17 protein-coding genes are annotated in these 14,273 nt (G+C 50.7%); all 17 read right to left on the bottom strand.

Annotation, left to right across the window (positions count from 1 at the left end; all coding sequences use genetic code 11):
- Nucleotides 1-42: 42 nt before the first annotated feature.
- Nucleotides 43-1,185, bottom strand: a complete 1,143-nt coding sequence (locus WKI47_RS01455; RefSeq protein ID WP_340225398.1) for a 1-deoxy-D-xylulose-5-phosphate reductoisomerase — start codon at nucleotides 1,183-1,185, stop codon at nucleotides 43-45.
- 56 nt (nucleotides 1,186-1,241) lie between these two features.
- Nucleotides 1,242-2,042, bottom strand: coding sequence for a phosphatidate cytidylyltransferase (locus WKI47_RS01450; protein ID WP_340225397.1), 801 nt, complete (start codon nucleotides 2,040-2,042; stop codon nucleotides 1,242-1,244).
- A 28-nt stretch (nucleotides 2,043-2,070) separates the two neighbouring features.
- Nucleotides 2,071-2,847, bottom strand: a complete 777-nt coding sequence (locus WKI47_RS01445; protein ID WP_340225396.1) for an isoprenyl transferase — start codon at nucleotides 2,845-2,847, stop codon at nucleotides 2,071-2,073.
- 81 nt (nucleotides 2,848-2,928) lie between these two features.
- Nucleotides 2,929-3,483: a ribosome recycling factor gene (frr, locus tag WKI47_RS01440; RefSeq protein WP_340225395.1), complete on the bottom strand. Its 555-nt coding sequence runs from the start codon at nucleotides 3,481-3,483 to the stop codon at nucleotides 2,929-2,931.
- Complete coding sequence (gene pyrH / locus WKI47_RS01435; protein ID WP_340225394.1) at nucleotides 3,483-4,211, bottom strand: UMP kinase; 729 nt, start codon at nucleotides 4,209-4,211, stop codon at nucleotides 3,483-3,485. Before pyrH ends, frr begins: the two co-directional genes overlap by 1 nt.
- Nucleotides 4,212-4,335: 124 nt before the next feature.
- Entirely contained in the window at nucleotides 4,336-4,983 is a 648-nt protein-coding gene (gene tsf, locus WKI47_RS01430) for a translation elongation factor Ts (RefSeq protein ID WP_037282305.1), read from the bottom strand.
- Nucleotides 4,984-5,120: 137 nt separating this feature from the next.
- Entirely contained in the window at nucleotides 5,121-5,819 is a 699-nt protein-coding gene (rpsB, locus tag WKI47_RS01425) for a 30S ribosomal protein S2 (protein WP_037282308.1), read from the bottom strand.
- Between the two features lie 254 nt (nucleotides 5,820-6,073).
- Nucleotides 6,074-6,790: a hypothetical protein gene (locus tag WKI47_RS01420; protein ID WP_340225393.1), complete on the bottom strand. Its 717-nt coding sequence runs from the start codon at nucleotides 6,788-6,790 to the stop codon at nucleotides 6,074-6,076.
- The gene (locus WKI47_RS01415) at nucleotides 6,790-7,356 is read right to left on the bottom strand and encodes a DUF6115 domain-containing protein (protein WP_340225392.1); all 567 of its coding nucleotides are present in this window, start codon (nucleotides 7,354-7,356) and stop codon (nucleotides 6,790-6,792) included. The genes WKI47_RS01420 and WKI47_RS01415 overlap by 1 nt, the downstream gene beginning before the upstream one ends.
- Before the next feature lie 14 nt (nucleotides 7,357-7,370).
- Nucleotides 7,371-7,688 (bottom strand): hypothetical protein, encoded by a 318-nt coding sequence (locus WKI47_RS01410; protein ID WP_340225391.1) that lies wholly within the window; start codon nucleotides 7,686-7,688, stop codon nucleotides 7,371-7,373.
- Between the two features lie 38 nt (nucleotides 7,689-7,726).
- Nucleotides 7,727-9,130 carry a FapA family protein gene (locus tag WKI47_RS01405; RefSeq protein ID WP_340225390.1) on the bottom strand — a complete coding sequence of 468 codons (1,404 nt, stop codon included), beginning with the start codon at nucleotides 9,128-9,130 and terminating at the stop codon, nucleotides 7,727-7,729.
- A gap of 68 nt (nucleotides 9,131-9,198) precedes the next feature.
- Nucleotides 9,199-9,987 carry a FliA/WhiG family RNA polymerase sigma factor gene (locus tag WKI47_RS01400; RefSeq protein ID WP_340225389.1) on the bottom strand — a complete coding sequence of 263 codons (789 nt, stop codon included), beginning with the start codon at nucleotides 9,985-9,987 and terminating at the stop codon, nucleotides 9,199-9,201.
- A gap of 2 nt (nucleotides 9,988-9,989) precedes the next feature.
- Nucleotides 9,990-10,451, bottom strand: a complete 462-nt coding sequence (locus WKI47_RS01395; RefSeq protein WP_340225388.1) for a hypothetical protein — start codon at nucleotides 10,449-10,451, stop codon at nucleotides 9,990-9,992.
- A gap of 2 nt (nucleotides 10,452-10,453) precedes the next feature.
- A complete protein-coding gene (locus tag WKI47_RS01390) occupies nucleotides 10,454-10,951 on the bottom strand; it encodes a chemotaxis protein CheD (RefSeq protein WP_340225387.1) in 498 nt (165 codons plus the stop codon).
- Nucleotides 10,944-11,570 (bottom strand): chemotaxis protein CheC, encoded by a 627-nt coding sequence (locus tag WKI47_RS01385; RefSeq protein ID WP_340225386.1) that lies wholly within the window; start codon nucleotides 11,568-11,570, stop codon nucleotides 10,944-10,946. The genes WKI47_RS01390 and WKI47_RS01385 overlap by 8 nt, the downstream gene beginning before the upstream one ends.
- Nucleotides 11,571-11,573: 3 nt before the next feature.
- Entirely contained in the window at nucleotides 11,574-12,035 is a 462-nt protein-coding gene (locus WKI47_RS01380; RefSeq protein WP_340225385.1) for a chemotaxis protein CheW, read from the bottom strand.
- A gap of 126 nt (nucleotides 12,036-12,161) precedes the next feature.
- Nucleotides 12,162-14,246, bottom strand: coding sequence for a chemotaxis protein CheA (locus tag WKI47_RS01375; protein WP_340225384.1), 2,085 nt, complete (start codon nucleotides 14,244-14,246; stop codon nucleotides 12,162-12,164).
- Nucleotides 14,247-14,273: the final 27 nt, after the last annotated feature.

The raw sequence follows: 14,273 nt of genomic DNA, 5'->3' as shown, positions 1-14,273 counted from the left end.
TCAAGCACCGATTGTTGGCAAGGCAAAACAGCGGGGTATGGCCTATCTTACTTCGGAAGCAACGCGGCGCGCCCATTGATCGGCTTCGCGAATCACATCCAAATCGGGATCGGCAATAGCCGTATGCTGCTGCATCACCTTTTCCAACGTATCTTCAATCTGCAAAAACGAAATTTCCCGGCGCAAAAAGCGTGCAACCGCCACTTCGTTCGCTGCGTTAAAGACGGTCGGTGCGGTTCCTCCCATTCTACCACAGTCGTAGGCCATCCTTAAACAAGGGAAGCGGCCGAAATCCATTTCCCGGAAATGCAGTTTACCGATCTCGGCAAGCGACAAGCGTTTGGCCCGAAGCGGAAAACGATCCGGGTAAGTCAACGCATACTGGATCGGCACCCGCATATCCGGATTGCCGAGTTGGGCGATGATGCCGGTATCTTCGAATTCAACGAATGAATGGATAATACTCTCGGGATGAAGCAGCACGTTGATTTCATCGTAAGACAAACCAAATAGCCAATGCGCTTCGATCACTTCAAGCCCTTTGTTGACCATGGTGGCCGAGTCGATCGTAATTTTGGAGCCCATCGACCAGTTCGGGTGTTTGAGTGCGTCTTCAACAGTCACCTGCGCAAGTTCCGCACGACTCAAGTTCCGGAACGAACCTCCCGAAGCCGTCAATGTGATACTCGAAAGCCGCTTTCTCGGCTCACCGTTCAAGCACTGAAAGATCGCAGAATGCTCGCTGTCTACCGGCAGGATCGGTACGCCTTTATCCGCTGCGCGGCGCATAACCAGATGGCCTGCGGTGACCAGTGTTTCTTTATTGGCGAGTGCAATCTGTTTCCCTTCGTCGATAGCAGCCAGCGTGGCGGGAAGTCCCATACTGCCGGTTACAGCCGTAACCACCGTATCCGCATCTGTTCCCGCTGCAATCTCGATCAGGCCTTCATCACCGAAAAAAACCTGTATTCCGGCAGGAATTTGCGTCTTTAGCGACTCGGCCGCTTCTTTTGTCGCAACCGATACTTTAGAGGGCTTGAATTGCCGGATTTGTTCCAAAAGCAATTCGATATTGCCTCCGGCAGCCAAAGCCTCAACCTGAAAATGTTCAGGATGCTCGGCTGCCACTTGCAGAGTCTGCGTACCGATCGAACCTGTGGAGCCAAGCAATGCAATCTTTTTCATTCGATATTCGCGTCCCCTCTTTATCCCTGTGCGCTTCTCCTAACGCTTCATTCTCTTTAAAAAGGAAGCAAAAATAGGATATGTACGAAGGGGAATACGGCCAACCAACTATCGCAGCGATCCAAAATGCCTCCGTGTCCGGGTAAAATGCTGCCGGAATCCTTGATGCCGTATACGCGCTTATAGGCAGACTGAATCAGATCCCCCATTTGTCCGACAACCGAAGCCGCCAGTCCAATCAACATCGCTCGAAGCGGATTCAACAGATCAGGAGCTGCCAGGGAGAATCCAAGCGCGATCACAACTGCAATCAAGATTCCTCCAACGGCGCCTTCAATCGTTTTGTTCGGGCTAATGGCCGGCCAAAGCTTGTTTTTACCAAAAGCTTTACCTGTGAAGTAGGCACCTGCGTCACTCCCCCAAATGCTTAGCAGCAGCAGGAAGGTCCAAAACAAGCCGTGTCCGTCCGGAGTTTCTCGCGAGATGGCAATATAATAAAAACCCAAGCCGACATAAACTGCACCCAGGAAGAGCAGCGAAGCCTGCTTGATATTGATTTCGTTTTTGGTAAGCACCGTCGCACACAGCAGCAGCAGCAGCGCCAGCCAGATCGCATGTTGAGGAGGGATCGGGAAATGCAAGTCCCAAACTTGCCACGGAAAAGTTAAATACGCCACAGCGAGATAACCGATCCAGGCTTCCGTACGAAACGGAGCCCCTGTGCTCATTTTCGCAAACTCATAAAAGCCGACGAGAGCCATCAGCATAATCAGTGCCGGGTACCCAAAGCCGCCCAATACACACAGTCCCAAGAACAACACGCCGGCTACAACACCGGTTATAATTCGTTGTTTCACCGTTTCATCCTCCGTCCGGGCGACGCCGCTATTTCAAACCGCCATATCTGCGTGTGCGCCGCTGGTATTCGGCTACCGCTTCTCTCAGATGCTCCCTGCCGAATTCCGGCCAATAGGCGTCCGTAAACCACAATTCGCTATATGCGATCTGCCACAGCATGAAGTTACTGATCCGCAGCTCCCCGCTGGTGCGGATCAACAGATCGGGATCAGGCATATCTACGCTTTGAAGGTGGGCAGAGATCATCTCTTGATCAATATCTTCCGCCCGAATTTGACCCGCTTCAACGTGCCTGGCGATTTCTCGTATACCTTCGACCAGTTCGCGACGCGCTCCATAGTTCAGTGCAAAATTCAACACCAGACCGGTGTTATCTTTTGTACGAGCCGTTGCTTCACGCATAGCCTTGAGTGTGTGCTCCGGCAGATTTTCCATATTGCCCATCATCCGTACCTGCACATTTTTCTGTATGAGTTCTTCAAGCTCTAATGCCAGAAACTCCTGCGGCAGCCGCATCAGAAAATCGACTTCTTCTTTGGGCCTGCTCCAATTTTCCGTGGAAAAGGCATATAACGTCAGGTAGCGAACTCCCAGCTCGTCCGCAGCAATTGTAGCTCGCTTCACAGCCTTCATCCCGCTCTGGTGACCGACGATTCTTGGCATGCCAAGTCTCTTGGCCCATCGGCCGTTGCCGTCCATGATGATAGCGATATGCTGCGGTACGTTATCCGCCGACGGTTCGGCCGGTCCTGAAGCCTGCTCGCGCTCCTTCGGACCGATCCACGAGCGAAACCGATTGATCATGTCTTCTCCTCCATGCTTCAGCTCCCGCAGATGTCCCGAAAAAAGACACAACCCCACCTGGAACGGAGGGGTCGCGGGGTCTTAAACTTCCATAATCTCTTTTTCTTTTACAGCGATCACTTTGTCGACTTCCGCGATATATTTATCCGTAAGCTTCTGGATCTCTTCCTGATGCCCACGGGACTCGTCTTCGGAGATTTCGCCTTTTTCCATCTTCTTGATATCGTCATTGGCATCGCGGCGGATGTTGCGAACCGCTACTTTGCCTTCTTCGCCGAACTTCTTCGTCAGTTTGACAAGCTCGGTACGACGCTCTTCCGTCAGGGCTGGAATAACCAAGCGAATCGCATTTCCGTCATTGGATGGCGTAAGACCGAGGTCCGATTTTTGAATCGCGCGCTCAATATCGGCCAGTGACGACTTATCCCACGGTTGAATCATCAACGTCCGGGAATCCGGCGTGTTAATATTCGCGAGTTGGTTCAGCGGTGTCGGTGCTCCGTAATATTCGACTTGAATCCGGTCGAGCAGAGCCGGCACGGCGCGTCCGGCGCGCAGCGTGCTCAGGTCGCGCTGAAGCGCCTGGATGGCCTTACCCATGCGATCTTCCGCGTTTTTCTTCACGGTCTGAGGCATTAATCTACACTCCCTTTAACGATCGTTCCGATTTTTTCACCGAGAACGACTTTTTTGATATTGCCTTGTTCGGTAATAGCAAATACGATAAGCGGAATATTGTTGTCCATGCACAGGGAAGAAGCGGTGGAGTCCATTACGCCCAGATTACGGCTAATCACTTCCATGTAGGTAAGTTGTTCGAACTTCTCTGCGGTAGGATCGATGAACGGGTCGGCCGAGTACACGCCGTCTACTTTATTCTTCGCCATCAAAATGACTTCCGCTTCGATTTCCGCCGCACGCAGCGCGGCAGTCGTATCGGTCGAGAAGAACGGATTGCCTGTACCTGCTGCAAAGATGACGACGCGGCCTTTTTCCAGGTGGCGAATCGCTCTGCGGCGAATGTACGGCTCGGCAATCTGTTGCATAGCAATCGACGTCTGGACTCTAGTCGGTACATCGATCGATTCGAGCGCGTCTTGAAGGGCAAGCGAGTTCATCACCGTCGCAAGCATCCCCATGTAATCCGCGGTCGAACGATCGATCCCGCTGGCACTACCCGCGATTCCTCGCCAGATATTACCACCGCCGCAAACGACTGCTACCTCCACGCCCAATTTCACGACTTCCTTGATTTGTTCGGCAATATCCGAAATCATCAGTCCGTCGATTCCGTATCCGTTCTGTCCCGCAAGCGACTCGCCGCTGACTTTGAGTACCACTCGCTTAAATGCAGGCTGCATCAATTTTACCCTCCGCTTTTTTCCGCTATCTGAACATATGGGGAACCCTGGTTAAAAAAGAAGGAACACCAAGTGTTCCCCCCATGCACAGAAGCTGTGATTGATCTTTAGTTACGCGTTTTAAAAATTACTTAACTTGAGCCATAACTTCTTCTACGAAGTTATCGACTTTCTTTTCCAGACCTTCGCCCAGCTCGAAACGAGCGAAACGACGGATCGAGATGTTTTCGCCGATCGTGCTGATTTTTTCGTTCAGCAGTTGCGAAATTGTTTTGTCCGGATCTTTAACGAAGGATTGCTCAAGCAGGCAGTTTTCTTCGTAATATTTGTTTACGCGGCCTTCGACCATTTTTTCGACGATCTTTTCAGGCTTGCCTTCGTTCAGGGCTTGAGCCTTCAGGATTTCTTTTTCTTTTTCTACGACTTCAGCCGGAACTTCTTCGCGACGAACGTAAAGCGGGCTTGCCGCAGCGATGTGCATCGCGATGTCGCGTGCGAAGTTTTTGAATTGGTCGGTTTTACCAACGAAGTCGGTTTCGCAGTTGATTTCAACCAGAACGCCGATACGGCCGCCTGCGTGGATGTAAGATTCAACTGTACCTTCAGTCGCTGCACGTCCAGCTTTGTTCGCTGCTGCGGACAAGCCTTTTTCGCGCAGAACGTCTACCGCTTTGTCGATATCGCCGTTTGTTTCTTCCAGTGCTTTTTTGCAATCGAGCATACCTGCGCCCGTTCTTTCACGAAGTTCTTTTACTGCGCTCGCATTTACTGCCATTATTGATTCCCTCCAGATAAGTATTGGTATTTTACTCCTAAAAAGAGGGCGGTTAAGAGGTTATTCACCACCAACCACCCTCTTTTTTTAACTCTGCCGATCCGTTACGCTAAGCGCCAATGTTGACGCCGCCGGACTTATGCAGTTGTTTGTTCGCCTTGGTTTGCTTCGATAACGGCTTCCGCAATTTTACCCGTCAGCAATTTAACAGCGCGGATTGCGTCGTCGTTGCCTGGGATTACGTAGTCGATTTCGTCCGGATCGCAGTTTGTATCAACGATACCTACGATAGGAATGTTCAGCTTGCGTGCTTCCGCAACAGCGATACGCTCTTTGCGAGGATCGATGATGAACAGCGCGCTAGGCAGTTTTTTCATGTTTTTGATGCCGCCCAGGAATTTTTCGAGGCGATCCTTCTCTTTGCGGAGCAGGATAACTTCTTTCTTAGGCAGAACTTCGAATGTACCGTCTTCTTCCCAAGCTTCAAGCTTTTTCAGACGATCGATACGCTTTTGGATCGTTTGGAAGTTAGTCAGCGTGCCGCCGAGCCAACGTTGGTTGATGAAGTACATGCCGCAACGTTCCGCTTCTTCTTTCACGGAATCTTGAGCTTGTTTTTTCGTACCTACGAACAGGATCGTACCACCTTCGCCAGCCAGGTTTTTAACGAAGTTATACGCTTCGTCAACTTTCTTGACTGTTTTTTGCAGGTCGATAATGTAGATACCGTTTCTTTCTGTGAAAATGTAACGGTCCATCTTCGGGTTCCAACGACGAGTTTGGTGACCGAAGTGTACGCCAGCTTCGAGAAGCTGTTTCATGGAGATAACTGCCATTCTCCATACACCTCCTATGGGTTTGGTTTTTTTGATGTACCTCCGCCGAAATCATTTCCTGTGGAGACTCCGCCCCGGGCGAAGCACCTTCCGCAGAATTAATCGGCGTGTGTTTTAACACCGTTGTTTAGTTTACCATAATAGACCCTACTTCGCAATCCCTAAGACTTATTATTTTGAATGTTTCACTCGCTTGTTTTTTCTGCACCAAAAAACCGCCAATCTCTGCTCGACATTGGCGGTCCGGGTGCGTGCTATTCTTCTTTTGGCGTAGAAATCTCGCGAATTATATCTTCGTAAGAATCTCCGGACTTAAAAGAGTAGTTACCGATTTGCAGCTTGCCGGTCACTCCGGCTTCCGCCGCCTGACGTTGGAAAGCCACGGCATCGTCGACAACGCCTGCATTCGCAAGCGCCTGTGACACGGCTTTGAGATTCATGCCGCGTTCAATCTCGAACGAGACATTCGAAGACTCTATTGCGGCCGACTGCTGGGGCTGTACATCCGCAGAAACTTCCGGTTCGGTCGGCGCTGCGGGAGCCTGGGCCGGCTTCTCCGCTCCCGTCGCAGCCGTGTCTGCAGGTTCAGTCGGCGCGGTAGGCGCTTCTGTCGTCGAAGAAGTGGGTTCTGCTGGCTCCGACGATGTCGGTGCAGTCCCCGCATCCGGCGCTTCCGCTGCTTCAGAATCAGGCTCGTTAGGTGCGGTTGCTTCAGGTTCGGCTGGCTGCTCTGTCGAATCCTGGGGCTCTGACTCGTTCGTTGGCGTTTGTTCCACATCAGAATCGGACGAGCCGGCTGGTCGCTCTTCTTCAGCTGCCGGAGCATCAGTCTGAATTTCGCCCGTTGTCGACTCGACATCGCTGGGTACCGTCGGCCTTCCGCTTTGTGCCAGTAACATCAATTGGAGCAACAGCGCACCCGTAATGATCCCGATCCCCAAACCAAGCATAAACGAGCGGTTTTTGAACACTACGCTTCCTCCCTCTTTGCCAGACGTAAAATCAATTGAATTTCGCCGCGCTGAAGCCCTATGGCTTTGGCGATCGCATCAACGGATTTGCCCTGGTCATGCAATTCGAATAATTGAGGATAGCGATGGCGAACAGAATCTTCCGGCTCGGACTGAGGTTCGGGAGATGGTGTTACCGTTACAGTATTCTCCAACAGCTCGTTTCTCAACTGTACAGCAGTTTCCTGCGTAGAACGCGTGTCTACAGTCGATAACTGTTCTATGCGCGCTTCGTGCTTGCCTGCGGTACGTTCCATTTCGGCCAAACGCGAGCGCATATCGCCTAACTGCTCCTGGAGTGCCAGCTGCTTGGCCCCCGTTTCCTGTTTGATCTGAACGACCAGGTTAACGAGATCATCATTTTCTTTTTCCATTTCAACCATGTACTGTTCCAGCGTTTGCTCGACTTCCCGCACAACACGATCACTACGGGAAGCTTGATTGGCCGACTTTTCTTTTGGAATCAAGAAGGCATACACGACAGCCGCGGCACCGAGCAGCATTACGTAAAGCCAGGCATCGTTCATCTCAGGTTCCTTTCTTACAGCGACAAATCCAAATGTTTTCCTTTAAAAGGGTGAGGAGCCGCGACCGTACGTACTTCAACTTCCGGCTCGCCTTGCCCACGCTCTCCCTCTGCATGCGAATCGTGTTGATTGTTTCCTTCGGCGTCTTTACGGATTTTAGCATCAGCAGCCTCTGTTGTAGGCGCACTACGATGCCGGGATCGCTCGATTTCCGCAGTCGCCTGTCCAGCAAGCTGAGCCTGATCAATCAAGGGGCGTTGCAATTGTTCTTGCTGCATGCGACTCGTCTCGGGAGCGCGATGCACCGACAGTTGAACTTCGATCGCTTTCATAGTTAGCCCCCTTATTCGTAATAGATAGAATCAGAAACTCAGCGATTGGCAGACATCACGATATCGCCTTCAAGGTATTGGAAAGACACCCGTGACGACGTTTCTTTCATGAACTTCGTGTAGCGACCGATCACAATCTTCGCGCCGCCGTAGATGGTATCGTTGACGACAACGCGGGCCCGGTTTGTATCTTCAAGAATATGTTCGATTTCGAAAATACGTTCTTTGCAATGCGAGCGTTCTTGTTCTTGCTGTCGCTTGGTGACGCTGAGTTTGGCCCGTAACGCCAGCTTGTCGGCGCCTAAAGTCCCCGCCAAAGCCATTTGATCCAGAAGTCCCAAAGCCTGGGTCGTTTTTTGCATATTGTCAGCGGTCTCCCGCATTCTTTTATGTAGGTCTGCCAATTCGTTGCGAAGATTCGGCAGAACGCCTACTTCGATTGCGGTGGCTGTTGCCATACTGTTGCCGATTGTACGCGCGGTAACGCCTTCTCCGGCCTGGATATGGCCGCCGACAATCAGGCCTTTCGTACCGCTGCAAATCACGTTTTTGCCTGCCCGGACTTCGGAATGCATGATGCTCTGCGAAACAATAATATCTTCGCCGGCTTCAACGTTGCCGTCTTGGATAAACGAGCTTTTCACATTCATGCCCGCTTTGACGATCCCTTTATGGTAACCGATCACGCCTCCGGTAATTTCGATAGAACCGTCCGCATACAATTCGGCTCCTTCGACGCCGCCTTGCACGCGAATATCCCCAGCCGCTTTCACGCGAAATCCAGGAAGCACGCTGCCCCGAATCACGACAGTTCCCACGAAGTCCACGTTACCGCTGCTGTAGTCGACATCGCCATGAACTTCATAAACGGTGAATACATTGATTTTTCCGTTATCGGTACGACTGACCATACCTTCAATCGTGGCGTACAGCGATGTATGATTTTCGTCCGTCACGACGTTTTTTCCAATTTTGAAACGTGCTTCTTTGCCGGGTTTGAACGCAATCTCTTCCCCGGTCACGCCAGTTCCCGGCGTCCCCGGCCGGGATGGGTGGCGGCGAGCCAACAACTGCCCCTTACCCACGTTTTTCAAGCGAATCAATTCTTTGTAATCGACCCGACCGTCTTCGCGTTCCATAGGTCTGGCTTCATCCTCTTTATCAAACATAAACTCGATGTAACCATTTTGACCATCAACTGCCGGAATACCGCGAGCAACTTCAATTTCTTCAAAAAAGTAACTAGCCGGCGATGCGACAAACTTGCCAATTGCTTCGTCGATAAGCCCAAAGCGGACTTTCTGGTCGTTCAAAAACTGTCTCAAACTTTCTTCCGTGCATGCAAAGCCTTCTTCCGGCTTTACAAAACGCAAGTGCGCAGACATTTTGGACGCTTCGAACGAAACGGCAAGGTGCCGATCCAAAGCCAAATGCTCAACCACGGACAACCCCTCTTTTCAACATTTGCTTGTCGATGGCCAGATGCCCCCCGGCCGCTTCCCATCTGACATTAACGATCCTGCATAAGCAGGCTTTTTTGTTTATCCAGCGTTCCGCGCAGACGCAGGATCGCTTTGGAATGCAATTGCGAAATCCGTGAAGGAGAAAGCGACATGACCTCGGCAATTTCGCTGAGCGACAAATCTTCGAAGTAAAGCAGCGATATGACGATCCGCTCTTTTTCTGTCAGCTTTTCTATTCCTTTAGCCAATGCTTCCTTCAAGTAAAATTCATTCACCTTGTGATCCGGGTTTTTGGCTTTTTCGTCAACCAGCACAGACAGGCGGGTCTCCGACTCCTCTTCCCGAATCGGATCTTCCAATGAAACCAGCGACATGACGGAGACGTCCTGCAGCATCTGCTGGAATTCTTTTTCCGACACGCCCAAGAACTCGCTCATCTCATAATCTGAAGCTCCACGCATATTTTCCTGCTCCAGCTTTTGATACGCTTCCTCGATTTTTTTGGCCTTTTCCCGAACGGAACGCGGAACCCAGTCCCCTTGCCGCAGTCCATCGAGAATGGCACCGCGTACTCGCCAAGAGGCATAAGTTTCGAACTGCAAGCCACGCTTGTAGTCGAACTTTTCGATCGCATCAATCAAGCCCATGACTCCATTGCTGGCCAGATCGTCTTTGGAAACGTTCTTCGGGAGTCCCACCGCAAGCCGCGAAGAGACGTAATCGACAATGGATAAGTGATTCTCGATCAGTTTCTTCTTGGCTTCGACTTCATTGTGCTCTTTCCAGCGGATCCATAAATCCAGGTGGTTCAACTGACCGGATTTGCGTTCATCCATTGTTATCTCCCTCCTTCATCCTCTGTAAGATGACGTACGGCTTTCGCCAGTTCTTCGGGATCTTTTTCTTTTGTCGTAACTAACTTCGGCGGATTAAGCGGCTGGAAATCATCGACTTGACCCGTTCGCTCTTCGGTTACCCGAGTCTTATCCGCATTCGGCTTCAGCAAATCATTCAGTTGGTCGCTCTCATCTGGCGTAACCAGATCCAATCGGCTCCCTCGAACATCGTCATCCAAAGCAGCACCCGGCTCCGAAGAGCCGCTGCCTTCCTTATCTTTGGGCAGCGGTTCAAGCGCGCCAAGTACGATGCGAAAAAGAAACGCCAAAAGAAACCAAACCGCCGCTCCGATTCCTCCCCGAATTAAACTGGTTACGGGAAGGTTGGTTCGGATCGCAAATAAAAACGTAATAACAAATCCGATCAAAGCGAATATCAGATTGACTCGTATGGTTCCCTTCATCGCTACAATTCCTTTACCCCTTTTTGAACGCTGCGTATAGTCAAAATTCCGGTTTCCGAACTGATTTCAATCGTTCGGCCATAATTGGCCCCTGTATCTTCACTATACAAGGAAATACCCAGCTTTTTCAGCATTTCTTTGCAGGATTCAACGTTTCGGGGCCCGATACGCATTGTGTCTCCACTCCCTGCGAAAGCAAACATCTGTGCACCGCCTGCCATTTTGGCAATCAGTCTGCGTTTGGAGGCTCCAAGCTCGACCAATTTGTCTACTAATACAGGAAGTGCAGTATCTGCATATTTCGCAACATTGATTTGATTCTCGCGCGCAATATCTGATGAGGGAAGCATGACGTGAGCCATACCGGCTACTTTGATCTGCGGATCGTAAAGCGTCAAACCGACGCAAGAACCGAGTCCCGTGGTGCGAAGAATTCCGGAATTCCCGACTACGTTCAGATCCGCCATGCCAACTTTGACCAGATTTTGTCCGTCAGTCATCGTCAAGCGGCACTCCGAGCGCTGTAAAGATTTTATCAAACGATTCCGGATCCGGAATGAGGAAAAATTGCCCCTCAACCTCATCGTTGCCTTGTACAAACGTCGTGTCGATCAACAGCGCAGCGTCACCCATCTCGCCAAACTGAATCATACCGTAACTCAGGATTGCGCCTGCCATGTCCAATGCAAGCGCAGGCACAGTAGGAGACATCGCCAAGTTGGTAAAATCGGCTAATGAGGACAAGTAGGAACCGGCTAGAATGTTACCGATCTCGCCGAGCGCCGACTGCTCCATCTCGGTCAGTTCAAGACCTTCTGTCGGTTCGAAAGCTCCCAACCGCTGAAGCAGCGACTTGCCAGCCTCCGGCCCCATGATATAGAACAGATTGCCCGGCGCATCCCCTTCAACGCGGAAGAAAACCGTCAATACGATTTTTTCCGCGCCCCCCACCTTCTCTGCAATATCTTCGAAGGGAAGAATCTGTACTTTGGGAACAGCCATATCGATCGGTTTGTTCAGAAGTTGCGATAACGCCGTGGCAGCGTGACCCGCACCGATATTGCCGACCTCCTTCAGTACGTCAAGTTTGAATCCTTCCAGCTTCGAAAAGATTTCCATGGGTTAGTCCTCTAGCTGTTCAAGGTGAGCCACTTCACCCCGATTCAGCACTTCTGCCAGATTCAACATGATCAGCAAACGGTCTTCGCCAACTTTAGCCACACCGTCCAGGTACTTGGCTTTGACTCCTCCGACGACTTCCGGCGGCGAATCGATGTTGTCCCGATCCAAATCAACAACATCGTTTGCAGCATCGACGATAAAGCCCACTTCCATTTCGCCGACAGCAACGATGATGATTCGAGTCTGATCGGTATATTCCGACTCTTCAAGGTTAAAACGTCCTCTCAGGTCGATAACCGGAATGACAACGCCTCTCAGGTTGATAACGCCTTTGATAAACGAGTAGGTTTTCGGCACGCGGGTGATCGGCATCATGCGTTCAATCGTACGCACTTTATCAACGTCGATACCGTACTCTTCATTACCCAATGCAAACACAATTACCTTAATTTGTTCTGCCACAAAAAAATCCCCCTTTATTGAGCCTTGGCCCCTTGAGCGCATAGAATGCTCCGCTTGGTATCCACCCTACTTTTCCGTCCGAATACCAAGCGGTAAATCGTCTAAAACCGAAGCATTTCACTTCACTTATTTGATGAGCGCATTCGGATCGAGAATCAAAGCGACTTGACCATCCCCGAGTATTGTCGCACCGGAAATCCCCTGAACCTGAGGCAAATATTTACCCAGGTTCTTGATGACGATTTCGTTCTGCCCGATAAACGAGTCAATAGCCAATGCAGCCAGTCGATCTCCTTTGCGAATCACGACGATTTCGGTTTCCTCTTCGTCTTCTTCGCTATAGTCCGTAGCATCGAAGAATTTGCTTAGCGACATCAATGGAATATGCGCATCTCGATAAGGAATCAGCTTGCTTCCGTGTACATTGCGAACCTGTTCCTTGCGAATGATTCCCGTCTCCACGATCGAGGACAATGGAATCGCATATTTTTCGGAGCCAAGACGAATCAACATCGCAGAGATAATGGACAGAGTCAGCGGTAATTGAACCGAGAACAATGTGCCTTCGCCAAGCGTCGATGTTACAGCCACATGACCACCGAGCGTAGCGATCTTGGATTTTACAACATCAAGTCCAACGCCTCGACCTGAGATATCCGAGATCACTTCGGCTGTGCTGAATCCCGGAGCAAAGAGCAACTGGTACACCTGCTCGTCGGTCAAGGAACGGGATTCGTCTTCGGTTACGACACCTTTTTTAAGCGCTGACGCCAATACCTTATTACGGTCGATGCCTTTGCCGTCGTCTTGAATTTCGATAAAGACGTGGTTGCCGCTGTGGAAAGCGCGCAAGTTAACTGTACCTGTTTCTGGCTTACCTGCTGCAATACGCTCTGCGATCGACTCGATGCCGTGGTCAACAGAGTTACGCAATAAGTGGACAAGGGGATCGCCGATCTCGTCGATTACGGTACGGTCGAGTTCGGTCTCGGCACCTGTAATCACCAGATCCAGTTTTTTGCCGAGTGACTTCGCAAGATCCCGCACCATCCGCGGGAAACGGTTAAAGACGGTATCGATAGCGACCATCCGCAGTTTCATCACGATGTTTTGCAGGTCGCTGCTTACACGGCCCATATGCTCGACGGATTCCGTCAATTCCTGGCTTTTGATTTCTGTTGCCAACTGCTCCAGACGAACACGGTCAATCAACAGTTCGCTGAACAGATTCATCAGCACGTCCAAACGTTCGATATCAACGCGAATCGTACGGGAAGGCGCAGCCACGACTTTTTTAGCAGCGGCAGGTTGCTTGTCGTCAGCAGGTGCTTTTTCTGCTGCGACTTCTGCCGCGGGCGCAGCTTCGACAACAGGAGCAGACGCGGTTTCCTCTTCTTCCTTCTCAAGCTTTTCAGCCAGTTGAGCCAGCGTATCGGAATCAATAGAAACCAACTTCGCATCTTCGATCTCGGACAGGTTCAGAATCATGGTGCGCAATTCTTCCGGGTCTTTCTCGGTAATGAAGTAAAGAGAGAAACTGCGATCGAATTTTTCTTGCTCGATTTCTTGTACGGTCGGATGCGACTTGACGACTTCCCCGCTACGTTCCAAAAGGTCGAAGACCATATAGGCGCGGGCTGCTTTGAGTTGACAATCTTCCCGAATGGAAACTTCGATATAGAGCACGCGATGTCCTGCCGCCAGCGACTGTTCAAGAATCGAATGTTGGAATTCGTCAAGTTGAACCTGCTCTTTGGAAATGGCTGCTTCTGCGGATGCCGCTGGAGCGCTTGAATCGGAAGCACCGGATGCTCCTTCTTCGTTTGGAACTTCGCCACGCACAATGGCTTGCAGCGACGTTACAATTGCGGACACATCGGCTTTGCCTTCGCCGCCTTGCGTAATATCCTGTACCATGGCTTCAAGTGCATCCAAGCTCTTGAACAAGGTATCAAAAATGAAATTTTGCATTTTCAGCTTGTCATTGCGAACCAAATCGAGAACATTCTCCATTTGGTGAGTCAAAGCAGCCAGATCCTCGAAGCCCATTGTAGCCGCCATACCTTTCAGCGTGTGCGCCGATCGGAAAATAACCTGTACGATGCTGATGTCTTCCGGGCTTGCTTCCAATTCCAGCATTTTTTCATTCAACGATTGCAGATGATCATTCGACTCATCAATAAACATAGATAGATACTGGTTCATGTCCATTGCGAGACACCTCCTCCATTAAAGTGC

It is taken from the genome of Saccharibacillus sacchari, assembly GCF_037722395.1.
Taxonomy (GTDB): Bacteria; Bacillota; Bacilli; order Paenibacillales; family Paenibacillaceae; genus Saccharibacillus; species Saccharibacillus sacchari_A.
This window is presented reverse-complemented; position numbering and strand designations above follow the sequence as displayed.